Source organism: Streptomyces sp. NPDC000151, assembly GCF_040301705.1.
Taxonomy (GTDB): Bacteria; Actinomycetota; Actinomycetes; order Streptomycetales; family Streptomycetaceae; genus Streptomyces.
In genome coordinates this window covers 1-24,199 of record NZ_JBEPFC010000021.1, presented here as the reverse complement: position 1 = coordinate 24,199, position 24,199 = coordinate 1, and the positions used below count along the sequence as shown (strand labels likewise).

The 24,199-nt window shown below is 72.5% G+C and carries 27 protein-coding genes; 8 read left to right on the top strand and 19 right to left on the bottom strand.

What is annotated here, in order from left to right:
- Nucleotides 1-67 precede the first annotated feature (67 nt).
- Genes ABT381_RS09605 through ABT381_RS09575 form a run of 7 tightly spaced genes read right to left on the bottom strand, consistent with a single transcriptional unit; the run spans nt 68 to nt 6,307 of the window.
- On the bottom strand, nt 68-694 hold the full coding sequence (locus tag ABT381_RS09605; RefSeq protein ID WP_351590317.1) for a TetR/AcrR family transcriptional regulator: 627 nt from the start codon (nt 692-694) through the stop codon (nt 68-70).
- Between the two features lie 54 nt (nt 695-748).
- Nucleotides 749-1,597, bottom strand: a complete 849-nt coding sequence (locus tag ABT381_RS09600) for a fumarylacetoacetate hydrolase family protein (protein WP_351590315.1) — start codon at nt 1,595-1,597, stop codon at nt 749-751.
- Entirely contained in the window at nt 1,590-2,513 is a 924-nt protein-coding gene (locus ABT381_RS09595) for a 3,4-dihydroxyphenylacetate 2,3-dioxygenase (RefSeq protein WP_351590313.1), read from the bottom strand. Before ABT381_RS09595 ends, ABT381_RS09600 begins: the two co-directional genes overlap by 8 nt.
- A complete protein-coding gene (locus ABT381_RS09590; protein WP_351590310.1) occupies nt 2,506-4,032 on the bottom strand; it encodes an aldehyde dehydrogenase in 1,527 nt (508 codons plus the stop codon). Before ABT381_RS09590 ends, ABT381_RS09595 begins: the two co-directional genes overlap by 8 nt.
- A gap of 31 nt (nt 4,033-4,063) precedes the next feature.
- Complete coding sequence (locus ABT381_RS09585) at nt 4,064-4,870, bottom strand: acetoacetate decarboxylase family protein (RefSeq protein WP_351590308.1); 807 nt, start codon at nt 4,868-4,870, stop codon at nt 4,064-4,066.
- A gap of 15 nt (nt 4,871-4,885) precedes the next feature.
- Nucleotides 4,886-6,115: an NAD(P)/FAD-dependent oxidoreductase gene (locus ABT381_RS09580; RefSeq protein WP_351590306.1), complete on the bottom strand. Its 1,230-nt coding sequence runs from the start codon at nt 6,113-6,115 to the stop codon at nt 4,886-4,888.
- Between the two features lie 3 nt (nt 6,116-6,118).
- Nucleotides 6,119-6,307, bottom strand: coding sequence for a ferredoxin (locus ABT381_RS09575; protein ID WP_351590303.1), 189 nt, complete (start codon nt 6,305-6,307; stop codon nt 6,119-6,121).
- Between the two features lie 292 nt (nt 6,308-6,599).
- Between ABT381_RS09575 and ABT381_RS09570 the strand changes: the two genes are divergently transcribed.
- Nucleotides 6,600-7,919 (top strand): glutamine synthetase family protein, encoded by a 1,320-nt coding sequence (locus ABT381_RS09570; protein WP_351590432.1) that lies wholly within the window; start codon nt 6,600-6,602, stop codon nt 7,917-7,919.
- A gap of 44 nt (nt 7,920-7,963) precedes the next feature.
- Nucleotides 7,964-9,244 (top strand): cytochrome P450, encoded by a 1,281-nt coding sequence (locus ABT381_RS09565; protein WP_351590301.1) that lies wholly within the window; start codon nt 7,964-7,966, stop codon nt 9,242-9,244.
- On the opposite strand, the gene ABT381_RS09560 is transcribed toward ABT381_RS09565, so the two are convergent.
- The 4 genes from ABT381_RS09560 to ABT381_RS09545 form a co-directional block, all read right to left on the bottom strand.
- Complete coding sequence (locus ABT381_RS09560) at nt 9,231-9,779, bottom strand: cytochrome b (protein WP_351590298.1); 549 nt, start codon at nt 9,777-9,779, stop codon at nt 9,231-9,233. The two genes, ABT381_RS09565 and ABT381_RS09560, sit on opposite strands and share 14 nt — an antisense overlap.
- Nucleotides 9,779-10,861, bottom strand: coding sequence for a catalase family peroxidase (locus tag ABT381_RS09555; protein WP_351590295.1), 1,083 nt, complete (start codon nt 10,859-10,861; stop codon nt 9,779-9,781). Before ABT381_RS09555 ends, ABT381_RS09560 begins: the two co-directional genes overlap by 1 nt.
- Before the next feature lie 11 nt (nt 10,862-10,872).
- Nucleotides 10,873-11,472 (bottom strand): COG4315 family predicted lipoprotein, encoded by a 600-nt coding sequence (locus ABT381_RS09550; RefSeq protein ID WP_351590292.1) that lies wholly within the window; start codon nt 11,470-11,472, stop codon nt 10,873-10,875.
- Nucleotides 11,473-11,611: 139 nt separating this feature from the next.
- Nucleotides 11,612-12,010 carry an STAS domain-containing protein gene (locus ABT381_RS09545; RefSeq protein ID WP_351590289.1) on the bottom strand — a complete coding sequence of 133 codons (399 nt, stop codon included), beginning with the start codon at nt 12,008-12,010 and terminating at the stop codon, nt 11,612-11,614.
- A 439-nt stretch (nt 12,011-12,449) separates the two neighbouring features.
- Here ABT381_RS09545 and ABT381_RS09540 point away from each other — a divergent pair, with 439 nt between their 5' ends.
- The 3 genes from ABT381_RS09540 (at nt 12,450) to ABT381_RS09530 (ending at nt 14,420) form a co-directional block, all read left to right on the top strand.
- The gene (locus ABT381_RS09540) at nt 12,450-13,178 is read left to right on the top strand and encodes an ANTAR domain-containing protein (RefSeq protein ID WP_351590286.1); all 729 of its coding nucleotides are present in this window, start codon (nt 12,450-12,452) and stop codon (nt 13,176-13,178) included.
- A gap of 318 nt (nt 13,179-13,496) precedes the next feature.
- Nucleotides 13,497-13,736 carry a hypothetical protein gene (locus tag ABT381_RS09535; RefSeq protein ID WP_351590284.1) on the top strand — a complete coding sequence of 80 codons (240 nt, stop codon included), beginning with the start codon at nt 13,497-13,499 and terminating at the stop codon, nt 13,734-13,736.
- Nucleotides 13,737-13,871: 135 nt separating this feature from the next.
- The gene (locus tag ABT381_RS09530; protein ID WP_351590281.1) at nt 13,872-14,420 is read left to right on the top strand and encodes a CchlQ; all 549 of its coding nucleotides are present in this window, start codon (nt 13,872-13,874) and stop codon (nt 14,418-14,420) included.
- 87 nt (nt 14,421-14,507) lie between these two features.
- On the opposite strand, the gene ABT381_RS09525 is transcribed toward ABT381_RS09530, so the two are convergent.
- The 5 genes from ABT381_RS09525 to ABT381_RS09505 all read right to left on the bottom strand — a co-directional run bounded on the left by ABT381_RS09525 (nt 14,508) and on the right by ABT381_RS09505 (nt 18,616).
- Nucleotides 14,508-15,110: a carbonic anhydrase gene (locus tag ABT381_RS09525; RefSeq protein ID WP_351590429.1), complete on the bottom strand. Its 603-nt coding sequence runs from the start codon at nt 15,108-15,110 to the stop codon at nt 14,508-14,510.
- Between the two features lie 145 nt (nt 15,111-15,255).
- Nucleotides 15,256-16,566 carry an MFS transporter gene (locus tag ABT381_RS09520; protein WP_351590278.1) on the bottom strand — a complete coding sequence of 437 codons (1,311 nt, stop codon included), beginning with the start codon at nt 16,564-16,566 and terminating at the stop codon, nt 15,256-15,258.
- Entirely contained in the window at nt 16,563-17,081 is a 519-nt protein-coding gene (locus ABT381_RS09515) for a glycine-rich domain-containing protein (protein WP_351590275.1), read from the bottom strand. Before ABT381_RS09515 ends, ABT381_RS09520 begins: the two co-directional genes overlap by 4 nt.
- A gap of 8 nt (nt 17,082-17,089) precedes the next feature.
- Complete coding sequence (locus tag ABT381_RS09510; protein WP_351590272.1) at nt 17,090-18,367, bottom strand: phenylacetate--CoA ligase family protein; 1,278 nt, start codon at nt 18,365-18,367, stop codon at nt 17,090-17,092.
- A 96-nt stretch (nt 18,368-18,463) separates the two neighbouring features.
- Nucleotides 18,464-18,616, bottom strand: coding sequence for a hypothetical protein (locus tag ABT381_RS09505; RefSeq protein WP_181138642.1), 153 nt, complete (start codon nt 18,614-18,616; stop codon nt 18,464-18,466).
- A 244-nt stretch (nt 18,617-18,860) separates the two neighbouring features.
- On the opposite strand from ABT381_RS09505, the gene ABT381_RS09500 reads away from it, so the two are divergent.
- A complete protein-coding gene (locus ABT381_RS09500) occupies nt 18,861-20,414 on the top strand; it encodes an ATP-dependent DNA ligase (RefSeq protein WP_351590268.1) in 1,554 nt (517 codons plus the stop codon).
- Complete coding sequence (locus ABT381_RS09495; RefSeq protein WP_351590265.1) at nt 20,411-20,911, top strand: NUDIX hydrolase; 501 nt, start codon at nt 20,411-20,413, stop codon at nt 20,909-20,911. Before ABT381_RS09500 ends, ABT381_RS09495 begins: the two co-directional genes overlap by 4 nt.
- Here ABT381_RS09495 and ABT381_RS09490 read toward each other — a convergent pair.
- From ABT381_RS09490 to ABT381_RS09480, 3 genes are read right to left on the bottom strand one after another with little or no spacing between them, the layout of a single operon-like run.
- Nucleotides 20,856-21,638 (bottom strand): nucleotidyltransferase domain-containing protein, encoded by a 783-nt coding sequence (locus ABT381_RS09490; protein WP_351590263.1) that lies wholly within the window; start codon nt 21,636-21,638, stop codon nt 20,856-20,858. The genes ABT381_RS09495 and ABT381_RS09490 overlap by 56 nt on opposite strands.
- Before the next feature lie 32 nt (nt 21,639-21,670).
- On the bottom strand, nt 21,671-22,855 hold the full coding sequence (locus ABT381_RS09485) for a flavin-dependent oxidoreductase (RefSeq protein WP_351590260.1): 1,185 nt from the start codon (nt 22,853-22,855) through the stop codon (nt 21,671-21,673).
- On the bottom strand, nt 22,852-23,238 hold the full coding sequence (locus tag ABT381_RS09480) for a YybH family protein (RefSeq protein ID WP_351590257.1): 387 nt from the start codon (nt 23,236-23,238) through the stop codon (nt 22,852-22,854). The genes ABT381_RS09485 and ABT381_RS09480 overlap by 4 nt, the downstream gene beginning before the upstream one ends.
- 126 nt (nt 23,239-23,364) lie before the next feature.
- On the opposite strand from ABT381_RS09480, the gene ABT381_RS09475 reads away from it, so the two are divergent.
- Nucleotides 23,365-24,199: LysR family transcriptional regulator (locus ABT381_RS09475; protein ID WP_351590254.1), on the top strand; the 835-nt coding region annotated here is incomplete at its 3' end.

The window sequence follows — 24,199 nt, the reverse complement described above, 5'->3', positions numbered from 1 at the left end:
CGCTAGGTAGTGCGTGCATAGGTGGTGGTGAACAAGTAGGTGGTGGTGAACAAGTAAGTGGTGGTGATCAAGCAGGGTCGCGACCGGCCGGCTCCTCGGCGGTGGCCAGCCGGCCCAGCAGGGACCGCAGCTCGTCGAGGGCTGCCGCGGTGTTCGCCGCGTCGCCGAGGGTCAGCTGGTGCAGGACGAGCCCGTCCAGCGCCGCGAAGACCAGGCGCGCGAGGGCGGGGCTGGGCTCGTGCGGCAGCATCCGGGACAGCTCGCGCGCGGAGGCCTCGAAGTACGCGTCGTACAGGCCGCGCACCTGGGGCAGCAGGTCCGGGCGGCGGCGCGCTTCGAGCAGCAGCTCGTACTGGAACGCCTGCAGATCGGGGCCGGTCTCGACCATGGCGGAGACGCCGGCCGCGAAGTCCTCGGGCCTGCCCGTTCCCGGCTCCAGCAGGCTGCTGCTCAGGCTCTGCCGCACGACGTACCCCAGCGCCTCCTCGATCAGCGCGTCGCGGGAACCGAAGTGGTGCACGACGAGGCCGTGGGTGACGCCGGCCTCCTCGGCGACCGCACGGTAGGTCAGCTTGCGCAGGCCGCCCCGCGCCACGACCCGGACCGCCGCGTTGAGCAGGGCGTCCCGGCCCTCGCCGTACCCCACCTCCCGGTGGCCGCGGCGGCCGCTGCCCTCCTTGGCTGCTTCCGTCATGCCGGCCAGCCTATCCCCAGGTCACAGCCACCGGAGGGCCCGCCGAGCCGGTCATCATCCGCGCTTCGGCGGGCGGATGCCGCGGAACTCCCAGTCGCCGCCGAGCGCGGTGGAGCGGACCTCCTCGGACTCGGTGGGCTGGGCGCCGACGTCGCCGCGGATCGCGGTCGGGCCGGTCACGATGTGGTTGGTGAGCCGGCCCAGCCCTTCGGCCTCGACCTCCACGACGTCGCCGGGCTGTACGGGGCGGGAGTTGGCGGGCGTGCCGGAGAGCAGCACGTCGCCGGGGTACAGGGTGATGGTGCGGGCGATGTCGGCGACGAGGTAGTGCATGTCCCACTCCATCTCGTCGGTCGAGCCGTCCTGGACGAGCTCGCCGTTGACGTACGTCCGCAGGTACTTGCCGCGGAAGTCCCAGTCGGTGACGAGGCCGGGGCCGAGCGGGCAGAGGGTGTCGGAGCCCTTGACGCGGAGCATGGAGCCGGCGTCGGTGTCGCGGAAGTCGTGCAGGCCGTAGTCGTTGGCGACGGTGTACCCCGCGATGTACTCCCCCGCCTCCGCCTGGGAGATGTTGCGCGCGGTCTTCCCGATGACGATGGCGACCTCGCCCTCGTAGTTCAGCCACTTGCAGCCCTCGGGGCGGACGATGGCGCCCTGGTGGGAGTTGAGCGCTGAGGTCGGCTTGTGGAAGTACGTGGGGGTCGGCGTCAGCTTGATCTGGAACTCCGCCACCCGGCTGCGGTGGTTCAGGTGCACCGCGACGATCTTGGAGGGGACGACGGGCGGCAGGTGCCGGGCATCGTCGATCTTGACGCGGCGGCCGTCGCCGGCCACCAGTTCCTTGCCCTCGCGGACGGTCTCGACGACGGCGCCGTCGAGGAGGATGCGGCGGTACTCAGGCATGGGTGGTCTCCTTGGAGGGGCGGGGGCGGGGCGCGGTCCAGCCGTTCTCGGGACGGTCGAACCACAGGTGGACCTGGCCGGTGCCGACGGAGTTCTCATACTCCCCGTACTGGCGCCCGCGGGCGGTGCAGCCCGCCTCGCCCAGCGCGCCGGCCAGCATCAGGTAGTGGAAGAACTTCGCCTCGGGCTTGTACGTCCAGAAGTCCGGCATGGTGCGCAGCACTTCGTCGTGGCGGCCGTCCTTGAACCAGGCGATGCGCTGCTCGTCCGCCGCGCGCGCCTCGGGCGTGAAGATGTGGACGGGGTCGCTGGCCTCGTGGTCGCGCAGCTGCCGCAGCGGCCAGAAGGTGTGCGAGAGGGCGCCGGAGGCGATCACCAGGACCTTGCGGCCCTCGGTGGCGGCGATGCCGTCGGCCAAGGCGCGGCCGAGGCGCAGGTGGTCCTCCATGTCGCCGGTCTGGCAGACCCCGATGGAGATCCACTTCTTGTCGGGCAGGCCCTCGCCGAGGTGCTTCCAGAGGTTGATCGTGGCGTAGTAGATCGGCAGGTAGTCGTCGTCGATCGGGGTGATCCAGGTGCCGTGCTTGTCGGCGAACTGGGCGATGTTGGCGGCCAGTTCGGGGTCCCCGGGGAAGTCGTACGGCATCCGGCACATGCCGCGCGGCAGCTCTTCGGAAGTGAAGAGGCCGGCCCGGCGCTGCTGGGCGGTGACGACGAATTCGACGGTGGTGGCCCAGTGCGAGTCCAGGACGACGACGGTGTCGTAGTCGGTGGTCTCGAAGACGTCCTTACGGAGCTGTCGCAGGCCGGTGACGAGGGTGATCTCCTTGCCCTCGTTCAGCTCCCGCCGGGTCTCCTCCGGCAGCACGATGGTGGGGACGTGGGCGAGCAGCCCGGCGCCGACGATTTCACCCATGGTCGCGCCAGCCTTCCCCAAGCTCTCGGCTCCGCTCGAGCAGGGGAGACCCCAATGGTGCGGTGACGGTGTTCTTGAGGTCGCAGTAGAAGTCGAAGCTCCAGGTGCCGCCTTCGCGGCCGACGCCGGACTCGCGGGAGCCGCCGAAGGGGGCCTGGAGGTCGCGGACGAAGAAGCAGTTGACCCAGACGGTGCCGGCGACCAGCGCTCCGGTGACGCGCTCGGCACGCTCGGGGTCGCCGGTGGCAACGGTGGCGGCGAGGCCGAAGCGGGTGTCGTTGGCGAGCCGGACCGCTTCCTCCTCGGTCTCGAAGGTCTGCAGGGTGAGGACCGGGCCGAAGACCTCCTCCTGGACGATCTCGGAGTCCTGCGCGACGTCGGTGAGGAGGGTCGGCGCGTAGTACTGGCCCTCCTTGCGGTGTCCCCCGATGACCGCGCGAGCGCCGGCCGCGAGCGCCCGCCGCACGAAGCCGTCGATCTTCTCCAGCTGGCGGGGGTGGATGTTGGGCCCGATGTCGGTGGCCTCATCGCGGGGGTCGCCCTGCGTCAGCTGCGACGCCTTCTCGACGAACCGGCGGGTGAACTCCTCGGCGACCGAGGACTCGACGAGGAGGCGAGTCGCCGCGAGGCAGACCTGCCCTGCGTTGTCGTACTGCTCCACCGCCAGGTCGACGGCGAGGTCCAGGTCGGCGTCGGCGAAGACCAGCAGCGGGGACTTGCCGCCGAGCTCGAAGCTGGTCGGCACGAGGTGCGCGGCGGCCGCGGCGGCGATGGCCTTCGCGGTGGGTACCGAACCGGTGAAGCTGATGCGGCGCACGTCGGGGTGGGCGACCAGGGCGCTGCCCGCCTCGGTGCCGTACCCCTGGACGACGTTGAAAACGCCGGCGGGCAGGCCCGCCTCGTGCGCGATGTCGGCGAGGAGCGAGGCGGTGAGCGGGGTCCACTCGGCGGGCTTGAGGATCACGGTGTTGCCCGCGGCGAGCGCCGGGGCGATCTTCCAGGTCGCGAGCATCAGCGGCGCGTTCCACGGCGTGATCAGTACGCAGGGGCCCGCCGGGTCCCAGGAGACGTGGTTGGTGTGGCCCCTGCCCGCGGCGGAGCCGCTCGTGTACGTCGTGAAGTCCTCGTGCTCCAGCTTCAGCAGCCAGTCCGCGAAGAAGCGGAAGTTGTGTGCCACGCGGGGCATCACACCGCGCCGGTGCGAGCGCAGCAGCGCACCGTTGTCGCTGGTCTCGACGATCGCGAGCTCTTCGATGCGCTTCTCGACGCCGTCGGCGATGGCGTGCAGGATGCGGGCGCGTTCGGCGCGCGGGGTGGCGGCCCAGCCGGGGAACGCCTCCTTCGCTGCGGCGACGGCCACTTCGGCCTCCGTCGCGGTGCCGCGGGCGATCTCGCCCAGGGCCGCGCCGTCGAGGGGCGAGACGTCGGTGAAGGTGGCGGCGGAGGCGACGCGCGCGCCGCCGATCCAGTGCCGGGTGTCGACGGCGACGCCGGCGACGGTGGTGCGGTGTGCGGTCATGTCCGGTCTCCCAGAGGTGAGAAGGTGTCGGTCACTCGGCGGCGGAGGTGCCGGACTCCAGGAGGGTGCCGCCGTTCCAGACGACGCCGACCTGGCGGTAGTACGCGGCGATCGGCTCGCGGATCTCGAGGCGGGCCAGCTCCTCGGTGGGCGCCTCGAACAGCTCCAGTTCGGCGTCGCCGCGCCAGGCGGGACCGGCCTCGAAGGACGCGGCACCGCTCTCGACCAGCTCGTCCAGGGCGAGGCCCTTGCCCGGCTCGATGGAGGGCAGCCAGCGGTGGTGGGCCATCGGGTGGCCGTTGACGAAGCCGTTGTTCTCCGATTCCGCGCGCAGCGTCACGACGGCCTGCGCGAGGCGCCGGTCGGCGGCCGCGAGCGTGGCGCCGAAGCGGGCGCCCGCCTCGATGCGCGGCGCCGGACCGTAGGGGTGCGGGCGGGTCTGGTGGATCGAGCCGAGCTTCTTCGGATAGCCCTGGTGCAGGCCGCGGGCGATGGCGAAGTCCTTGTCGACCCAGATGTACACGCAGCGGGAGTACGTACGGCCCTTGTAGGAGCAGCGGACGACCGCGAAGACTTCCTTGTACTGGGCACGCACGGGGTCGAGCAGTTCCTCCCCCGAGCCCGCGCAGGACTGCCAGTCGGCCCAGATGAGGGCGACGGCGCCGGGGTCCTCCTCGGCGAGTCCGAGCGGTTCGGGCAGCAGTTCGCGGACGCGTGCGGGGTCGGTGCGGTACTCGACGGTGAGGAGGTCGCCGGAGTAGTGCCAGGGGGGCGAGGGGATGAGCGACGAGGAACCGGTCGCCGTCTTGGGGTGGAAGTAACCGCGGACGCTGGCCATGGTGGTCGGACTCCTTCAGGCGTGCTGGGTACTGGGGGCCGGCTGCTGGAGCAGCTCGGCGCGGTAGCGGGCGGCTCCGGAGGCGGCGGCCGGGCCGCCGAGGGCGAGGACGCCGACCAGTCGGCCGTCGGCGTGGTAGCCGACGACCACGTCACCGTCCGGATCGCCGTCCGGGTCCCCGTCCAGGACGCGTACGTCGGTGAGGCCGAGGGACGGGGCGCCGAAAGACTGCAGCCGGAAGTCGTGCTGGTCGCTCCAGAAGGTGGGGAGCGGCGCGAAGGGGGTGGGGTCGGGCTCGGCGCCGGCCAGGTCGGCCGCGAGGGTTTTGGCGGCGCGCTTGGCGGTGTCGCCGGGGATCGACCAGTGCTCGACGCGGCGCGGGACGCCGTCGTAGCGGGCGTTGGGGAAGCGGGCGACGTCCCCGACGGCGACCGCGTACGGCAGGCCGCCGGCCCGCAGCAGTGCGTCGGTGAGCACGCCGTCGGTCAGGTCCAGGCCGTTGCCGGCCAGCCACTCGGTGTTGGCCACCGAGCCGACCGCCTCGACCACGACGTCGGCAGGCAGCACCTGGCCGTCGTCGAGCACGACGCCAGTGACGCGGTCCCCGCCCTCGAAGGCGGTGACGCCCGTACCGAGGGCGAAGCGTACGCCGCGTTCCTCGTGCCGGCGGTGCAGCAGGCGGGCGGGCAGTTCGCCGAGCGGGCGCAGCATCGGCAGCGGCTCGGGGTCGACGACGGTGACCTCGGCGGCGCCGAGGCCGACGGCGGTGGCGGCGACCTCGCAGCCGATGAAGCCGGCGCCGACCACGACGACCCGGGCGCCGGGGCGGGTCAGCGCGGCGCGCAGGCCCTGGGCGTCGGCGAGCGTACGGACGGTGTGGCGGCCGGCGGCCGGGCCGGGGCAGCGCAGCCGCCGGGGCCGCATACCGGTGGCGATCACCAGGCCGTCGAAGGCCAGTCGCTCGCCGTCCGCCAGCTCCACGGTCCGCTCGGCGAGCCGGGCGGCGGTCACACTGGTACCGAGGCGCCATTCCACGTCGGCGACGCTCGCGCGGGGCCGGAAGGCGAGGGACTCGAAGGGGGCCTTGCCCGCGAGGACTTCCTTGGAGAGCGGCGGGCGGTTGTACGGCATGTGCGGCTCGTCGCCGGCCAGGGTGATCGCGCCGGTCCAGCCGGCGGCGCGCAGCTGCTCAGCGGCGCGCAGACCGGCCATGGCGGCGCCGGCGACCACGATGCGGGCGGCCATCGGTCAGTCCTCGATCCGGATGGCCTGCAGCGGGCAGACGTCGGCGGCTTCCTCGACGTCCTCGCGCAGCGCGTCGTCGGGCTCGCCGACGTAGCCGAGGTGCCCGTCCGCGTCGAGCTGGAAGACGTCGGGCGCCGCGAAGACGCACTGGCCGTGGTCCTGGCACTTGTTCATGTCGACGACGACCTTCATGGCCGGCCTCCTGGTGGTGGAACCCATAAGTCGCTTGGAACTCGTTTGGCTTCAAACAAGATAGGAAGACGGCGACCCCTGGTCAACACCTATCCACGTGGATAAATTTTTTCGCCCGGCCTCTTGCGGGCGCCCCTGCCGTTCCCTACCGTTTGGCGTCAAACGATCACTGGACCGCATCCACCCCGCGGCCCCCGGTCGTCCTCCGCCACCGTTCAGCCCGTCCGAGGAGACACAGGTGAGCGCTCACGATTCCGCCCAGCTCCAGCAGCAGACCCAGCTCCGGCAGCAGATGGACGCACTGGCCGCCGACGGCATCGACGTCGTCCGGGTCGCCTATCCCGATCTCATCGGCACCGACCGCGCCCGCGACGTCCTGCTGGATCACCTGCCCTCGGCGTGCGACCACGGCCTCGCCTTCTGTCGGGCCGTCTACCACACCAGCCCGCAGGGCGACGTCGTCGAGGTCGCGGGCGGCCTGGACGCCGGCCTGCCCGACATCGCCGTCCGCCCGGACCTGAGCACGCTGGTCCCGCTGCCCTGGGAGCCGGGCGTCGCCTGGTGCCTCGGCGATGTACTCGACCCCGCCACCGGCTCACCCGCCCCGGAATCCCCCCGCGACCTGCTCCGCCACGTGCTCGCCCAGTGCACCGAGGAGGGGCTGGCCCCGGTGGTCGGCCCCGAGCTGGAGTACTTCCTGTGCGATCCGGACCCGGGCTCGCCCTCGGGCTGGAAGCGGTACGCCGAGGCCCCCGGCAACGTCTACACCGCGGGCCGCCGCGGCGACCCGGACGGCCATCTGCTCCGTACCCTGCGGCAGCTGCGCGACCTCGGCATCGGCGCCAGCATGGGCAACCACGAGTTCAGCCCGGGCCAGTTCGAGATCAACCTGACCCACTCCCCCGCGCTCGACGCCGCCGACCGGGCCTTCCGCTTCAAAGCCGCCGTCAAGGAACTCGCCCGCGTCGAAGGCCGGCTGGCCACCTTCATGGCCAAGCCCTTCAGCGACGAGGGCGGTTCGGGCTTCCACGTCCACGTCTCCTGTCTGGACGGCGAAGGGCACAACACCTTCGACGACCCCGCGGCGCCCCACGGACTCTCGGCCACCGCCCGCCACGCGATCGCCGGCGTCCTCGCCCACGCCCCCGCGCTGACCGCGCTGCTCAACCCCACGGTCAACTCCTACAAGCGGTTCGGGCCCGACACCCTCGCCCCCTGGCTGATCGACTGGGGGCTGGACAACCGCAGCGCCATGGTCCGCGTCCCGCCCGAGCGCGGCGCCGGCACCCGCTTCGAGCTGCGGCTCGCCGACGCCGGCGCCAATCCGTACCTCCTGCTGGCGGGCGCCCTCGCGGCCGCGCTGCTCGGCGTGCGGGCCGGCCAGGAACCGCCCGCGCCCCTGGAGGGCTACGGCTACGACACCACCAAGGCCGCCACCCTGCCGATGACACTGCCCGCGGCGCTCGACGCCTTCGAGGCCGACACCGCGCTCACCGCGGTCCTCGGCAAGGGCTTCGCCTCGGCCTTCCTCGCCTACAAGCGCAACGAGGTCGCACGCTTCCAGCAGTACGTCACGGACTGGGAGTTCACCGAGTACGCGTACCACCTGTGACGCCCGCGCCCACCCGTACGCGCAAGACCCGCAAGGAGCCACCGATGACCAGCACCCAGCCCGACGTCCACGAGCCGCTCCCCCTGGACGAGGTGAACCTCGCCGACCTGGACAACTTCACCGACGGCGTCACCCCGTGGCGGATGTTCCACACCCTGCGCCATCAGGACCCGGTCCACTGGCAGCCGGAGGAGGCGCCCAACTCCGGCTTCTGGTCGGTCACCCGGCACGCGGACATCGCTCGCGTCGACCGGGACGCGGACACCTTCACCTCCACCAAGTTCGTCAACCTCGAGGAGGTCGACGAGGATCAGATCAAGAAGCGCGCCTCCCTGCTGGAGCTGGACGGCGTCCGCCACCGCGCGATGCGCAGCCTGCTGCAGCGCCAGTTCGGCGCCGGCGTCATCAACCAGTACGCGGACTTCCTGCGCGGCCTGACCGCGAAGACGCTGGACGCCGCGCTCGCCAAGGGGAGCTTCGACTTCGTACGGGAGGTCTCCGCCGACTTCCCCATCAACGTCCTCGCCCGGCTGCTGGACGTGCCGCCGGAGGACAACCAGCAGCTCATCGACTGGGGCAACCGCATCATCGGCCACACCGACCCCGACTACGCCGACGTGCTGCTGGAGAGCGAGGAGAGCGAGCAGTACCGCGACCTGCCATTCCGCTCCCCCGCCTCCCTGGAGGTCTTCAGGTACGGGCGCGAGCTGGCCCGGCAGCGGCGCGGCGGCGACGGCACCGACCTGATCTCCCGGCTGGTCAACCAGACCCCGCGCGACGGCGTACCGCTCTCGGCCCAGGACTTCGACAACTACTTCCTGCTGCTCGTCGTCGCCGGCAACGAGACCACCCGGCACTCCATCAGCCACGCCATGCTCGCGCTGATCAACAACCCCGACCAGCTCGACAGGCTGCGCAAGGACCCCTCCCTCATCCCCACGGCGGTCGAGGAGTTCCTGCGCTGGGCCTCGCCCGTGTACCACTTCCGCCGCACCGCCACCCGCGACGTCGAGCTCGGCGGCAAGCACATCAAGGAAGGCGACAAGGTCGTCATGTGGTACGCCTCCGGCAACCGCGACGAGCAGGTCTTCGGCAACCCCTACGACTTCGACGTGGCCCGCGAGAACAACGACCACGTCACCTTCGGCAAGGGCAGCCCGCACCTGTGCCTGGGCAACCTGCTCGCCCGCACCGAGATGCGCATCATGTTCGAGGAGCTGATCCCGCGGATCGCCGACATCCGCGTCACCGGCGAAGTCCCCCGTGTCCGCTCCAACTTCGTCAACGGCATCAAGAAGCTCCCCGTCGAGGTCACTCTCGCCTGACCGCCGCGCGCCCGAATGCCATCCGGGCCAGCAGCCGGTCACGCAGGACGAGGGTGTGGAACAGCACCGCGCACGCGTGCGCCAGGAAGGCCGCGAAGAGCAGGTACGCCAGTACCGTGTGCGCCTGTCGCAGTACCGCGTACAGGGCCGGGTCGGACGGCAGAAGGCCCGGCAGGCGCACCGGCCCGTACAGCACGATGGGGTACCCGGCCGCCGACAACATGCCCCAGCCGATCAGCGGCAGCGCGAACATCAGGGCGTAGAGCAGGTACTCCGAGCCCTTCGCCGCCGCGCGTTCCCACCGGCCCATGGTGGGCGGGAGGCCCGGCGGCCGGTGCCGGAGCCGGTTCACGAACCGCAGCGCGGTGAAGACGAGGATCAGCATCCCGAGCGGCCGGTGAATGTCCTGCAGCGTGTCGTAGGCGGTCGGGGAGGCCACCATGGCGGCGCCGATGAACAGCATGGCGACGACCATGACCGCCATCCCCCAGTGCAGCAGGCGGGCGAGAACGCCGAACTTCTCCGTTCCGCTCATCACTGCTCCTTCACGACGTGGACGGGGCTCGGGGTCTTCTTCTCGCCCGATCTCCGGGTGAACGACTGGGAGTAGACCGCCGAACGGGCGCTGAGCAGCGGGTCGTCCGAGGCCGATATCCCGTCCGGGAGGATCAGCGGATCGAAGTTGACGTCCCGGGCGTTGCCGGCCGCCTCGGTCTGTACGGAGTCGATCGTCAGCGTCCCGGCGTCGATCGTGCGCCGGTCGGCGGGCCACGGCCGGGTGGCGTCGTCCGTCGGGTCACCGGCCCTGCCGACCGTCAGCACCAGGCGCCAACGCAGGGGCTGCTGCGCGACCTTGGCGATCAGCGCGTCGAAGAGGTGGTCGCGGCCCGGCGGGGCGGTGGTACCGCCCGGCCGGACCGGCTGCACCGGCTTCAGCGACCAGCGCACGGGGACGGTGTCGCCCGCATCATTGGTGCAGCGGAAGGCGTTCAGGCCGTTGTAGGTGCTGTCGTCGAAGCCGGACGTGGGCGGGTGTTTCTTGACGACGGCCATCGCCCTGGCCGTTTCGGGGTGCCCGGCGAGGAAGGCGGCCATCTTCTCCGGGTCCGGCTTGCCCGTTCCCGGCAGCGGCTTGGCCGCGAGCATCCGCGCGAAGAACCCCTCCGGGGTGCGGTCCAGGAAGACCGGGAGGTTGATCATCGCGGTCCGCCACTGCTCGCCGTCCGGCAGGTGGAAGAGCAGCGCGAGCCCGCGCACGGTGGGCGTGGCGTCGGGGGCGTCCGGCAGCCCGCCCGAGAGCGAGAACCGGCCGGTCACGGGGGTACGGCCGGATGCGAACACACTGGCCCTGGACACCTCGGCGCCCGCCCCATTGGCGGTGAAGTACCCGGAGACGCTCACGCCCTTCGCGTGGTTGCGCCGGAATCCGGCATGCTTCCCGTACACCTCCTCGAAGCGGTCGGCGAACTTGGCCGGGGTCAGCCGCTCGGCCGGATACCAGCCGCCTGCGTAGGCGAACCCGCCGACGCCCGCCGTGCCGACGCCGCCGATCGCGGCGAGCCCGAGCAGCGCGCTTCGCCGGCTGAGCCGCGGGCGGGGCGGCTCAGCGGGTGGCATGGGGGCGTCCGTCATGACGCACCGTCAGCGGACGGGTCGATCACCACGGCGTGCCATACGCCCTTGACCCCCTCGCCGGTGGTCTTGCCGGGCGCGGTGTCCTTGGCGAAGCGGTACAGCGCGTGGCCGTCGTACGTGGCCTGGGTGGTGCCGTCCGGGCGCTCCAGCGTGCCCGGGTCCTCGGGGAGGCCGGCGCCGGCCTTCGGGGTCCCGGTCACCGGCGGCCAGAGCGCGGCGCACTTCCCGGTGCAGGCCGAGGACTTCGCGGTGTCCTTGTCGAAGGTGTACAGGGTGTAGCCGCGGCCGTCGGTCAGCACCTTGCCCAGCCCGGTGGTCCGGGCGGACAGCCGGGCGTCCTGCTTCCCACCGGCCTTCCCCTCGGCGGATGGCGCGCTCGCCGAGGGCTTGGCCGACGAGCCCTTCTTCGCCGCGTCGCTCCCCGCTTCCCCGCCGCCCCCGCACGCCGCCAGCAGCAGCGCCGCCCCGACGCCCACCGCCAGGCCGAGCCCGGCCCGCGCGATTCCCCGGCGCCCGCCCGTCCGCCGGCTCCCCTGCTCGCCCATCGTCGCGACCGTCATCTCGCCCGTCATCTCGCCCGTCGTCTCGCCCATCGACGTACTCCGTCCGTGTCTGCCGTGTCCTGTCGTGTCGTGCTGGTGCGCGCGACGACGGGGGATACGGGGCGGACGCGGCGAGTGTTTTCCGGAGGACGGGTGAGCCACGTCACAGGGTCCGCGGCGGCCGGAGGGGCTACCGCGTGGGCAGCGGCGGCCAGGTGGGGCGGTGCTCGGCGGGGAGCGAGGCGACGGCCTGGCTGACGGTGGTGTGGAGCGGGAAGAGCTGGTCGCTGCCGGTGTGGCGCAGCAGGTCGGAGAGGCGGCGGCCGGCGCACGCGAGCAGCAGCGCGCCCTCCCGGCGGCGCAGGAGCCAGTGGAGGGCGAGCAGGCAGTTCAGGCCACGGGAGTCGCAGAACGTGAGCGCGGCCACGTCCAGGACGAGATAGCGGTACCCGTCGGCGAGGACGACGCCGGTGGAGGAGAGAAACGCCTCCTCCGAGGCATGGTCGAGCTCGCCGCGGACGCGCAGCACGGCACATGCGTCGCACTGCGTGAGAACGGTGACGGCCAGCCGTCCGGTGCCCGTGGACATCGCTCCTCCGATCACCTGTCGCACGGACATCCACGGACGATCCACGGACATTCCCTGGTGGTGGCCGCTCGTCGGCTCCACGCTGTGAACTACAGGCATGTGATACAAGACGAGTGTCCCACATAGGCGGATACATGACGGAAATGTCGCGGCCGACGCACGGTGACAATACGATCGCGCTGCACCCGGACGGGTGAACCTCGGGCGCGGGCCTCCCTCGGCGCCCGGGAGCGCGGCCCGAGCGGGAGGCGAGCCGGGGGGGGACGAGCCGGGGAGGCGAGCCGGGGGGCGTCAAAACCACGCACCACAGTGCTTGTGCCCGGGCCCGCGCGGGGTGGACGCTGACGACGCCACGTGGCCGGTGCATCGAACCATCGGACCGGAGTGGGACATGCCGGCTCAGGAGCGGCACGGTACGGCTCGGAGGGGGCGCTGCGAGATGGTGGAGAGCACCGTCAAGGACTTGGTCGCCGTTCTGGCGCAGGGCCACGAAGGAGACTTCGCGGCGCAGTGGGCCGGGGAGGCGGCAACCGCGCTGGGCCTGGACGGGCTCGCCGCCTCGCTGCTCATCGAGGGACCGGAGCTGATCTGGTTCAGCGAGGAGGTCAGCGCACGGCTGGAGGACCTGCAGTTCACGCTGGGCGAGGGCCCCAGCCTGGAAGCCGCGCGGGCCGGCGCGATCTGCCTGGTGGCCGATGTGTCGTCGGCGCCGGGGGCGCGCTGGGCGGGCTTCCTGCCCGCCGTCACACAGCTGGGCGTCCGGGCGGTCTTCGCCTTTCCGTTACGGCTGGGGGCCATGAAGGTGGGCGCCCTGACCGGCCATCGCCGCCGGCCGGGAATGATGAGCGGGGAGAGCATCGAGCACGCGCTGACGCTCTGTGACGCGCTGACCGACTTCCTGCTGCGCACGCGGCTGCCGCAGGCGGCCCCCGGAGACGCGGCCCGCACCCCGCCGAGGACCGCCGGCACGGTGAACCTCCACCGCGCGGAGGTGCACCAGGCCACCGGCATGATCGCCGTCCAGCTCGGCATTCCACTGCCGGCCGCGCTGTCCCGGCTGCGCGCGGAGGCGTTCGCGACAGGCCGCGACATCACCGAAGTAGCGGGCGCGGTACTCCGCGGCGAACTCCGCCTCACCGCGAACAAGGGCCCCATTGACTCCGTGTGACGGCCGGTCCGTTCCGGCCAAAGTCGGAGTGCAGGGTGGGGTCAGACGCGCGGGCATCCGTATCTCTGGTCCCGTCGGCGGCTCGCGTCGGTCCGTTTGTTCACAGTGGGCGTCTCCTGGCGGGCGGGCTACTGGCCGACAGCCTCCGGGTGCCGGCGGGTGGCGGGCGCGCGACGTTCCCGTGCTCCGCGCCCGGGTACGCGTGCGCCGCAGCCGGCGACCGCCGGATGACCCACGTGAGAAAGCAGGCGCACCATGACCGCCGCTTCGTCCCCCGGGTACTCGGAATCCGGCATGCCGAGGAGTACCCATACCGCCGTGCGACCCGCCCCCACCGAGACCAAACCGTCCTTCAAGACCACCGAGTTCTTCGTCTACGTGGCCGCCGTGGTGGCCGTCCTCGTCGCCTCCGCCGTGGTGGGCAGCGACACCCGCCTGGACCCCTTCCCCGCCGACCGGGCATGGCTGTACGTCACCCTGCTCAGCATCGGCTATCTGATCAGCCGGGGTCTGGCCAAGAGCGGCAGCCGCGAATCCGCCGACCACACCCACGGCTGACGTACCTCTCCTGTCTCCACCCCCTACGGGCCCCGCCACGACCGCGGGGCCCCTCGACACGTCCCTCTCCCTTTTCTCCGCAGGAAGATCCGCGTACCTTCTGACTCCGACGTCGGGATCACTACGGGGGAAGACGTGGACTGGGGGACGCTCGCCGCGGCGGTCAGCGGCGGTTCCATCGCTATCGCCGGCACTGTGCTGGCCGACCACCTGCGCCATCGCCATGAGGTCGACCGCAGTGCCGGGGACCGCCGACGGGCGGTGTACATCGAGTTCATCGGCGCTGCCGGCGAGTGCCACGCGCGGCTGCGGCAGCTCGCCGAGGACCCGGCCGCCGGACCCGGCCTGGACGCGGCCACCCGCGCGGCCCTGAGCGATGCCGGGGTCTACGAAGCGCGCGAGCGGCTGTTCATCGAGGCGAGCACGGCCGTCGCCGGCGCCGGGCAGGCGATGTTCGAGCAGCTCCGCAGCCTGCAGCGGGCCGTCGCGGCCGGCGCTTCGCTGTCGTCAGCGGCCTTCCACGACGCTTACCACCCGTACATCGGCGCGGTGTGGGGGTACCGGGTGGCGGTACGCGAGGAGCTCGAGGGCCGGTCGCTCTCCCCCGCGGCCTTCGGGTGGGACGGGTGGGACGGCACGGACCGGTGTCCGATGTGCCGCCAAGCGGCCCCGCAGGAAGCGTGAGTGGGGCCGGCCGGGCCCGGGACGCTGTGGCCCCGGGCCCGCCCGGCCGCAAGACCGGAGGACCCGGCCGAGAGACCGGGCGAGCGGTCAGAGCGGGAGGAACGCGTCGGTCTCCTGGTCGTGTGCCATGACCAGGCCGGTGTGCACCTCGTAGAACCAGCCGTGCAGCGCCACCTCACCGGCGTCCATGCGTTCGCGGACGCAGGGGTAGCCGCGCAGCCGGTCGAGCTGTTCGCGCACGTGGCGCTGGACGGCACCGGCCACCGCCGGGGTGTCGTCCCGGGGCAGCTCGGCGGAGAACTGCTCGGCGAGCCAGCCGCGTACGGCGGGCACGTCGGTCAGGTCCTCGGCGCGTGCCCGGGCACCGACGGCGCCGCAGTGCGAGTGGCCGCAGACCACGATGTCGGCGACCTTCAGGACGCGCATCGCGTACTCGATGGTCGCGGCCTCCGCACAGGCGGTCATGCCTTCCTGGTAGGCGGGGACGGCGTTGCCGGCCGTCCGCAGTTCGAAGAGCTCGCCGGGCCGTGCGCCGGTGATGAGAGACGGTACGACCCTGGAGTCGGAGCAGGTGATGAACAGGGCGAGCGGTGACTGGCCGGCGGCGAGGCGGCCGAAGCTCTCCCTTTCGTCAGGACGGTCGGCGATGCGGGCGTTGAGGCCCCTGGCCTGCTGGATGAAGGTCTCCACGAGGAGGTCTCTCCTGTTGGTGAGGGTGCCACTGAGGGCGTGGCGGAAGCGGATCGCGGGTGGGTCGTTGCCGTGCGGAGGCGGTTCGGGGACGTACGAAGCGGCCGGTGGCGAGCGCGCGCATGCGCGGTGCGGCCGAGGCATGTCACGGGCTCCCCTCGGGCACTGCGGGGCGGCGCCGTGCGGTCAGCGCCAGTACGGGCACGATCGCCAGCGCCAGCGCCCCGCCGGCGAGGGCCAGCAGCGGGAAGCCGCCCGCCATGACGACCACGCCGGAGGACAGCCCGCCGGTGGCCCCGGCGACGGCGATGGCCACGTCCAGCAGGCCCTGCGTACGGGCGCGGGTGGCCGCCGGCAGCGCGTCGGTGACCAGCGCGGTACCGCTGATCAGGCCGAAGTTCCAGCCGAGGCCGAGCAGTACGAGCGCGGCGGCGAGCGCCGGTACGGAGTGGGCGGGCGCCAGGGCCGCCACGGCGCCGGCCGCGCACAGCGTCACGCCGGACGCCGCCGCGACCGGCAGCCGCCCTGCCCGGTCGACGAGGAGCCCCGTCAGCGGGGACGGCAGGAACATCGCCGCGACGTGCAGGGCGATGACCAGCCCGGCGGCTCCGGTGCTGTGGCCGTGCGCCCGCATGTGGACCGGCGTCATGGTCATGATCGCGATCATCGCGAGCTGGCTGAGGACCATGACGGTGGTACCAGTGAGGAGGGCGCGCCGGTCGGGACGGGCGGTGTCGGGCCCTGCCGTCTCGACTCCGGCGGCCCCAGGGGCGGCCTCCGCCAAGGCGCGTGCCAGCCGCAGCGGGTCGGGGCGCAGCAGCGTGCCGAGGAGGACGGCGGCCGCCGCGAAGGCGACGGTGGCCAGGGCGAACGGGCCTGCCAGGCGCGGGATGCCCCACGCGTGCGCGGCCTCGCCCGTGGCGGTCACCAGCAGCGGGCCCGCCACCGCGCCGAGCGTGGTGGCCATCAGTACGGTGCTCACCGCCCGGCCGCGCCGTTCGGGCGCCGCGAGGTCGGCCCCGGCGTAACGGGCCATCAGATTGGTGGCCGTTCCCGCGCCGTAGACCGTGAGCGAGACGAAGAGCAGGACCGGGTCGGCGGTGGCGGCGGCCACGACGACGCCGAGGCTGCCGAGCGCGCCCGTGCCATAGCCCAGCGCGAGGCCGGGGCGCCGGCCCCAGCGCTGGCACAGCCGGCCGACGGCGACGGCCCCGACGGCGGACCCGCCGGTGAACAGGGCGCTGGGCAGGCCGGCCGACCCCGTCGAGCCGAGCATCTCCTCGGCGAGCAGCGCGCCGACAGTGATGCCCGCTGCCAGACCCGCGCCGCTGAGGATCTGGGAGAGCACCAGGACGGTCAGTATGCGGCGTTGCGCGGTGGCCGCCGCAGTGGCCGCGGGCGGCGCGGCGAGTACCGGCGGCCCGTGTGCCGGGGAGATCCCGGTCCGTTCGGTCATGGATTCCTGCCCTGCGCCGGTTCCAGCGCGGAGATGTCCGGCAACGGCATGTCCAGCCGCTCGTGCAGGAAGCGGACGATGGTCCAGTGCGGCAGCGCGCCCTCGTCGAAGGGGCCGAATTCCCGGCAGTACAGCGGAATCCAGCGCAGCGCCTCTTCGATCGCCTGCTCGCGCCCCGGCTCCTGCTGGTACTCCTCGTAGCCGATGCTGCGGTGTTCGATGAAGAATTTCCCCGGCAGGCGTTCCTCGCACAGGGTGCGGTATTCGCGCGTCTGCAGGATGAGGTAGTGCCAGAATTCGTCGATCTCCTGCTCCACGGGGAGGAAGAGCCCGCTGAGTTCTTCCGGGTACTTGGAGATCAGGTAAAGGTACCGCAGGCATTCCAGTGCCTGGCGTTCGGTGTACGCGCGCGGGGCGTCGGTGCCGGCCGCGAAGTGCCCGACCAGTTCCGCGTACAGCGTGGGGCCGAGCAGTGCCGTGAGGTCGTCCTCCGTCACGAACGTCTTCGTGGTCATGGTCCCTCTCACTTTCCGTCCGCGGCGAGCCAGGCGTACTTCCCCGACTTTCCGATGGGAATGTGGTCCCGGTGGTCGAGTACGCAGCGCCGGCCGGTCAGTTCGCGTACGCCGCGTCCCAAGGTGGCCACTCGGTCGGATTCGAGGGGCTTGCCGTCGAACGTGGTGTACGCGAGCACGGCCTCGGCGGGGCCGAGGACCCGCAGCTGGTGGACGAAGACGCGGGGCGAGACGGAGCCGACGAGCGCGTCCAGATCTCCTTGCGACACCGGGCCCGCGGGGGAATCCAGCAATTCCTTTTCGCGGCCGCAGAATTGCGTGATTTTCGCCGGGTCCGGCGTGCCGTCCAGCGTGCGGGCGCAGTCCCCGGAGCGGTAGCGGACCAGCGGCATGTGCGGGTTGCGCAGGCTGGTGACGATGAGATGGAAGAGCCCGCTGCCCTCGGCCACCGGCGCGAGTTCGACGCTCATGTCGTCGAGGTAGGGGTGGTAGCGGCCGCGGCGGTCGCTGTAGAAGAGATAGCCCAGTTCCGTGGAGCCGAACAGGTCGATGATCGGGCACGCGAAGTGCTGCTGGAGATACCGCCGCACATTGACCGGTGTGTATTCGTAGGCGTGGATGATGCTCGCCGGTGGCGAGAACGCGTCCCACAGCCCCCAGGTATGGATTTTGTGCAGCAGATGCGCCAGGTGGTAGCCGGAACAGTCCAGGTGGTACCAGCCGCGCGGATGCGCCTGCCGGGCCGCTTCGATTTCGGCGAGCATCCGCTCGACGTCGGCGCGCTCCCAGAGTGCGGGGTCGAGGCGGAGATTGAGGTAGCAGGTGCGGGCGTCGAGCCGGCGGTCCTCCACGCGCGGCACGGGCGGCGGCTCCTCGCCGCGTTTCCTGGCATTCACCCGGGCCACGTGTTCCGTCGCGAGCACCGTCGTCAGCGAGACACGCCGGCAGTCCGCTTCCCAGGTCTCCCGGATGTCCGGGTGCTCGCTCCACAGCCGGTAATAGGAGCGGAGGAGGAAGTACGGAGGCCGGATGAGCTGCATCCGGGCATGGTTGGTGCCCGTGGAGAGCACGAATTCCGCCTCGCCGGATGCGAGCGCCGTCGCGAGCGCGGGCGTCATCCAGTTGTCCGGGAAGCCGCGCGCGATCTCGGTCTTTTCCAGTACCGGGAAATGGCCACGCGCCAGCGCGTCACGGTAGAGCGGAATGTCCTTGACGCGCGCGATGACCTCGGCCGTCGGCTGACCGTCCGGGGAAACCTTCAGCTGACCGTCCGGGGAAACCTTCAAGGGAAACCTCAACAGTGCTCGTGGGCCGGGGCCGGGACCGGCCGGCGGCGGAGACGGCCGCCGCCGGCCGGTCCTGGAATGCCGGGCGGCGACGGGTCAGGAGATGCAGCCGGTCTTCGTCGCGCTGATGCAGCCGGACTTGGGGGACGCACTGATACAGCCGTCCTTGTCCGCCTTCTGGGCCGAGTTGGCGGCGACCCAGCCCTGCCAGACGTCGTCCTGGGCCATCTTCTTGATGAGCTGTTCCATGCGAGCCTCCGAGAGGTGGGGGATGGAGCCGGCCGTGCGACACACGCGGCGCTGACGTGCGCGTTTTGCCGCACGGAACGAAGGTAAAAGGTTGACCAAGTGGATGTCAACGAATGGCAATGGCCAAAGGTCACGAAGGGCGCCGGGCGCGCCAACTTTTGGCGGGATCGCATCGCGGCGATCGTGACGAGGGGCCGGCTCCCGTGCGGAGGCGTAGTGGGGCCGTGCGAGGCACGATGGCCGTATGCTGCTGGCCCACCTTGCCCGCGTGTCCCAAGAAGTCGCCGCGACCTCCGCGCGCACCAAGAAGGTCGCGCTGCTGGCCGGGCTGTTCCGCGAGGCCGCGCCCGAGGACGTGCCGGTGGTCATCCCCTACCTGGCCGGACGGCTGCCCCAGGGGCGGATCGGCATCGGCTGGAACGCGCTGCGCGACCCGGCTCCCCCGGCCGACCGGGCCGTACTGACCGTACGCGGCGTCGACACGGGGCTCACCGCGCTGTCCCGGATCACCGGGGCCGGCGCACAGGCCGAGCGTCGGCGGCTGGTGCAGCAGCTGCTGGCCACGGCCACCGAGCCGGAACAGCGCTTCCTGACCGGCCTGCTGACCGGCGAGGTGCGCCAGGGGGCGCTGGACGCGCTCGCCGTCGAGGGGCTCGCCGCCGCGACGGAGGCGCCCGCGGCGGACGTGCGCCGGGCCGTGATGCTCGGCGGGCTGCAGGAAGTGGCCAGGGCGCTGCTGGCCGAGGGCCCGACCGCGCTGGCCGGGTTCCGGCTCACCGTGGGCCGGCCCGTCGGCCCGATGCTCGCGCACAGCGCGAAGTCGCCGGCCGAGGCGGTCGGCAAGCTGGGCGCCTGCGCCGTGGAGGAGAAGCTCGACGGCATCCGCGTACAGGTGCACCGCGACGGCGACGACGTGCACGTCCACACCCGCACCCTGGACGACGTCACCGACCGGCTCCCCGAGGTCGTCGAGGCCGCGCGGGCCCTGCCGGCCACCCGGTTCGTGCTCGACGGCGAGGTCATCGCGCTGGACGCCGACGGCCGCCCGCTGCCCTTCCAGCGCACCGCCGGGCGCTTCGGCTCCCGCGTCGACGTGGCCGCCGCGCACGCCGCGCTGCCGCTCTCACCGGTCTTCTTCGACATCCTGGCGGCGGACGACCGGGACCTGATGGACCTGCCCTTCGCCGACCGCCACACGGAGCTGGCCCGGATCGTGCCCGAGCCGATGCGGGTCCGCCGGGTCGCCGTCCAGGACCCGGCCGATCCGGCGGCGCAGGAGGCGGTGGCGGAGTTCTGGACCGCGACGCTGCGCCGCGGGCACGAGGGCGTCGTGGTCAAGGCGCTCGACGCGCCCTACAGCGCGGGGCGGCGCGGCGCCTCCTGGCTCAAGGTGAAGCCGGTGCACACCCTCGACCTCGTCGTGCTGGCGGCGGAGTGGGGGCACGGCAGGCGCGCCGGCAAGCTGTCCAACCTCCACCTCGGCGCCCGCGGGCCCGACGGCTCGTTCGTCATGCTCGGCAAGACCTTCAAGGGGCTGACCGACGCCACCCTCGCCTGGCAGACCGAGCGACTGCGGGAACTCGCCGTGGAGGAGCGGGGGCACGTCGTGACCGTACGCCCGGAGCTCGTCGTGGAGATCGCCTACGACGGCCTCCAGACATCCACCCGCTACCCTGCGGGCGTCACCCTGCGGTTCGCCCGGGTGGTGCGGTACCGGGAGGACAAGTCGCCGGAGGAGGCCGACACGGTGCAGGACATCCTGGCGGCCCACGACACGAACGACGACGCGGAATCATGACGGCGAAACGGAGCGCCGGGCTGCTGCTGTACCGCCGTACGCGCACCGGCGTCGAGCTGCTGCTGGCGCACATGGGCGGGCCGCTGTGGGCCCGCCGCGAGGCCGGCGCGTGGACGGTGCCGAAGGGCGAGTACGTACCGCCGGAGGAGCCGCAGGCGGCCGCCCGGCGGGAGTTCGAGGAGGAGTTGGGGCTGCCGCCTCCGGAGGGACCGTACGTCTCCCTGGGCGACGTCCGTCAGTCGGGCGGCAAGACGGTCACCGTCTGGGCCGTCGAGGGGGACCTCGACCCGGCGGCGGTCGTGCCGGGGACCTTCGAGATGGAGTGGCCCAGGGGCTCCGGCGTCCTGCGCGCCTTCCCCGAGATCGACCGCGTGGCGTGGTGCCGCCCGGAACGGGCCGGGGAACTGCTCGTCACAGCCCAGCGCGCCTTCGTGGACCGGCTCATCGGCCACCTGACGCCGTGCACGCCGCCGCGAACAGCGCCTCCGCCTCGGTGACGGCCGCCGCGAGGCTCTTCGGATCCGGCCGCAGCCCGGTGAGTACCGTGTCGATGCCGCGCAGCCCCGCCTGCTGCAGGAGCCGCTTCTCGTTGGTGGTCCACTCGCCACGTGCCGCGAGGACCGCGTGCGCGGTCTGCAGGGCGGCGGTGGCGAGCGCGCCGGCGACCTCGGTGGCCTGCCCGCGCGGCACGTACGCGCCCTTGGCGTACCGGAGCGTGAGCTCGGCCCGCCCGCGCCATACCGGTGGGGCCGCCGCGCGCAGCGGCTCCGGGTAGGCGGGGCGCGGCAGTTCGCCGCGCAGGACCCGGTTGACGGCCAGCTCCGCGACCACGAGGTAGCTGGGGATGCCCGCGAGGTGGAACATCAGCGGCTCCCAGTGGAAGCGGCCCTCCCCGGCCTCGGCGAGTTCGTGCTCGACGACGTCGAGGTCGCGGTAGTGGACGTCGACGTGCCGGCCGTCGATGACCAGCCAAGCACCGCCGTTGAAGACGCCGCCGCCCCATTCGCCGAGCCCGGAGACCTCGCCGTCCCAGCCGACGGCGCGCAGCTCCGCCGGGTCGAAGGCGCCGCGGTAGTACAGGGCGAAGTCCCAGTCGCTGTCGGCGGTGTGGGTGCCCTGGGCGCGCGACCCGCCGAGGGTGACGGCCTGTACCCCGGGCAGCCCCGCGAGCCGGTCGGCGACATGGTCCAGGAACTCCTGGTCGGTCATCACAGCCTCTCCCATGCCGCCGACCTTATCCCCCTGCGGCATCCCCCTCACCGAAGCGTCAGCGACGCCCGGGAGTTGAGTTCCTGCACGTCGCTGCCCGTGGCCTGCCGGTAGGTGTCGGTGATGCGGGCCAGGTCCTGCGGGGTCCGGCCGCCTGCCCGGTGCATCTCCCGGTTGGCCCGGACGACGGCCGTGGTCGCGTCGCGCCGCGCGTCCTCGTAGCGGGCCAGCCCGTCCGGTACGCCGGCGGACCGCGCGAGTTCGTGGGCGAGCACGCGGGCGTCGACGACGGCCTGGGACGCGCCGTTGGCGCCGACGGGGTACATCGGGTGGGCGGCGTCGCCGAGCAAAGTGACCCGGCCGCGGCCCCAGGCGGGCAGCGGGTCGCGGTCGACCATGGGGTACTGCAGGAGCAGGTCGTTGCCCGCCAGCAGCGCGGGCACGTCCAGCACGCCGAGCGTCCAGTCCGCGTAGTACGGCAGGACGTCGGCGAGCCGGCCCGCGCTGTTCCAGGCCGCCTCCTCGGTGAGCGGCTGCGGCTCGGCCACCCTGACCTGGCAGACCCAGTTGATGCGGCCACGGCCGATCGGGTACGCGATCAGTTCCGCGTCCCCGCCCGGCACGAGAACCGCCGAGGCGCCGGTGAGGAAGGGTGCGGCCACGGTCACGCCCCGCCACATGCGGATGCCCGACCACTGCAGCGGGCCACCCGCCGGATGCAGCCGCGCCCGGACCACCGAGTGCAGGCCGTCGGCGCCCACGAGCGCCGCGGCATCGTACGTCTGCGTCTCTCCGGTCGCCCGGTCGAGCAGCCGGGTCCGGACCGTGCCCGGCCGCTCCTCGAAGTCCACCAGCCGCGTTCCGGTGCGGACCGCGCCGGCGCCCAGTCGCGCACGGACCGCCGCGAGGAGCATGAGCTGCAGTTCGCCGCGGTGGAGGGAGTACTGCGGCCAGTGGTAGCCCTGTGCCCGGCCGCGCGGCTCGGCGAAGAGCCGCCGGCCGGACCGGTCGTAGTAGACGTTCTCGGTGGTGGCGACGCCGAGGGCGGCGAGCTCTTCACCCAGGCCGAGTTCGGTCAGTTCGCGCACGGCGTGCGGGAGCAGGTTGATCCCGACGCCGAGCGGCCTGATCCGGCGGGCGCTCTCCACCACGACGGCATCGATGCCCGCGGCGTGCAGGCTCAGCGCGGCGGTCAGCCCGCCGATGCCCGCGCCGGCGATCACTACGGTCATCGTCCGGCCGCCGTCCCCGGAGTCGCGGGGGCCTCGGGGCGGTCCATGACGCGCAGCCAGCTCCCGTCCGGCTGCCGGCGCGCGACCTGCACCCGGCCGCCCGTGCCGTCGGCGGGCTTGGTCGAGGTCAGGGCGAGGTCGCCGTACCGGACCGTCGGCAGCGGCTCCTCTTCGACGAACGGCAGGGGCGCGTGCGCCACCAGCCGCTCGCACACGGCACGGATCGCGTCGCGGCCGACCGTGACGGACCCCGGCGGGTAGGCGAGCACGGCGTCGGGTGCGTACAGCTCGGCCAGTCCCTCGGCGTCGCGGGCGTTGGCCCGTGCCACGAAGAGCCGGGCCAGGTCCTCGGGGGTGGCGGCGCGTTCGCGGGTCTCGGTCATGGGATCCCTCTTTTCCGACTGGCTGTTCCCTGTGTCTTCACTCTCGGCCCGCGCCGGCCAGAAGTCCAAGAGATGGTAATTATCCGAACGAGAAGCAATGCTTCTGGGTCGCTAGAATCGCTGCCCATGGAGCTTCACCAGTTGCAGTACTTCGTCGCCGTGGCCGAGGAGCGGAACTTCACCCGCGCCGCGGAGCGGCTGCACGTGGCCCAGCCCGGGGTCAGCGCGCAGGTCCGCCGGCTGGAGCGGGAGCTCGGCCAGGAGCTGCTGGACCGCTCGGGCCGTTCGGTACGGCTGACCGAGGTGGGCGCGGCCGTCCTCCCGTACGCGCGCGCGGCGCTCGCCGCGGTCGACGGCGTCCGGCTCACCGTGGACGAGCTGACCGGGCTGCTCCGCGGGCACGTCGCCGTGGGGACGGTGACCTCGCACAGCGTCGAACTCCCGGACCTGCTGGCGGAGTTCCACGACGCGCACCCGGCGGTCGAGATCACCCTGTCCGAGGCCAACTCCGACCAGCTCCTCGACGGTCTGCGGACGGGCCGGCTGGACGCGGCGATCGTCAGCGTGGGCAGCGGGACCCCGGCCGGCGTCGAGATCGAGGTGGTGGACGACCAGCCGGTCGTCGCGGCGGTCGCTCCTTCCCATGAACTCGCCGTCCACCCGGTCATCTCACTCGACACCCTGCGCGGCCGCCCGCTGATCAGCCTGCCGCGCGGCACGGGGCTGCGCGCCCGGCTCGACGAGGCGTGCGCGGCAGCCGGCTTCACGCCCGACATCGCCTTCGAGGCCAGCAACCCCGAAGTGCTCGCACAGCTGGCCGCGCGGGGGCTGGGCGCGGCGATCCTGCCCGGCGCGTTCGCCGCGGCGCGCGGCGAGGAGCTGCGGACGCTGACGATCGATCCGCCCGCCCTGCGCGGCCGTCTGGTCCTCGCCTGGCGGGCGGCCGGGCCGACCAGCCCGG

Excerpts from the sequence above, each read along its gene's own strand:
- ABT381_RS09575 (WP_351590303.1), bottom strand. The coding sequence starts at position 6,307 with ATGAAGGTCGTCGTCGACATGAACAAGTGCCAGGACCACGGCCAGTGC.
- ABT381_RS09550 (WP_351590292.1), bottom strand. The coding sequence starts at position 11,472 with ATGGGCGAGACGACGGGCGAGATGACGGGCGAGATGACGGTCGCGACG.
- ABT381_RS09600 (WP_351590315.1), bottom strand. The coding sequence starts at position 1,597 with ATGCCTGAGTACCGCCGCATCCTCCTCGACGGCGCCGTCGTCGAGACC.
- ABT381_RS09590 (WP_351590310.1), bottom strand. The coding sequence starts at position 4,032 with ATGACCGCACACCGCACCACCGTCGCCGGCGTCGCCGTCGACACCCGG.
- ABT381_RS09570 (WP_351590432.1), top strand. The coding sequence starts at position 6,600 with ATGGACGCACTGGCCGCCGACGGCATCGACGTCGTCCGGGTCGCCTAT.
- ABT381_RS09555 (WP_351590295.1), bottom strand. The coding sequence starts at position 10,861 with ATGCCACCCGCTGAGCCGCCCCGCCCGCGGCTCAGCCGGCGAAGCGCG.
- ABT381_RS09485 (WP_351590260.1), bottom strand. The coding sequence starts at position 22,855 with ATGACCGTAGTGATCGCCGGCGCGGGCATCGGCGGGCTGACCGCCGCG.
- ABT381_RS09500 (WP_351590268.1), top strand. The coding sequence starts at position 18,861 with ATGCTGCTGGCCCACCTTGCCCGCGTGTCCCAAGAAGTCGCCGCGACC.
- ABT381_RS09605 (WP_351590317.1), bottom strand. The coding sequence starts at position 694 with ATGACGGAAGCAGCCAAGGAGGGCAGCGGCCGCCGCGGCCACCGGGAG.
- ABT381_RS09515 (WP_351590275.1), bottom strand. The coding sequence starts at position 17,081 with ATGACCACGAAGACGTTCGTGACGGAGGACGACCTCACGGCACTGCTC.
- ABT381_RS09545 (WP_351590289.1), bottom strand. The coding sequence starts at position 12,010 with ATGTCCACGGGCACCGGACGGCTGGCCGTCACCGTTCTCACGCAGTGC.
- ABT381_RS09585 (WP_351590308.1), bottom strand. The coding sequence starts at position 4,870 with ATGGCCAGCGTCCGCGGTTACTTCCACCCCAAGACGGCGACCGGTTCC.
- ABT381_RS09505 (WP_181138642.1), bottom strand. The coding sequence starts at position 18,616 with ATGGAACAGCTCATCAAGAAGATGGCCCAGGACGACGTCTGGCAGGGC.
- ABT381_RS09540 (WP_351590286.1), top strand. The coding sequence starts at position 12,450 with ATGGTGGAGAGCACCGTCAAGGACTTGGTCGCCGTTCTGGCGCAGGGC.
- ABT381_RS09480 (WP_351590257.1), bottom strand. The coding sequence starts at position 23,238 with ATGACCGAGACCCGCGAACGCGCCGCCACCCCCGAGGACCTGGCCCGG.
- ABT381_RS09495 (WP_351590265.1), top strand. The coding sequence starts at position 20,411 with ATGACGGCGAAACGGAGCGCCGGGCTGCTGCTGTACCGCCGTACGCGC.
- ABT381_RS09580 (WP_351590306.1), bottom strand. The coding sequence starts at position 6,115 with ATGGCCGCCCGCATCGTGGTCGCCGGCGCCGCCATGGCCGGTCTGCGC.
- ABT381_RS09560 (WP_351590298.1), bottom strand. The coding sequence starts at position 9,779 with ATGAGCGGAACGGAGAAGTTCGGCGTTCTCGCCCGCCTGCTGCACTGG.
- ABT381_RS09595 (WP_351590313.1), bottom strand. The coding sequence starts at position 2,513 with ATGGGTGAAATCGTCGGCGCCGGGCTGCTCGCCCACGTCCCCACCATC.
- ABT381_RS09520 (WP_351590278.1), bottom strand. The coding sequence starts at position 16,566 with ATGACCGAACGGACCGGGATCTCCCCGGCACACGGGCCGCCGGTACTC.
- ABT381_RS09490 (WP_351590263.1), bottom strand. The coding sequence starts at position 21,638 with ATGGGAGAGGCTGTGATGACCGACCAGGAGTTCCTGGACCATGTCGCC.
- ABT381_RS09565 (WP_351590301.1), top strand. The coding sequence starts at position 7,964 with ATGACCAGCACCCAGCCCGACGTCCACGAGCCGCTCCCCCTGGACGAG.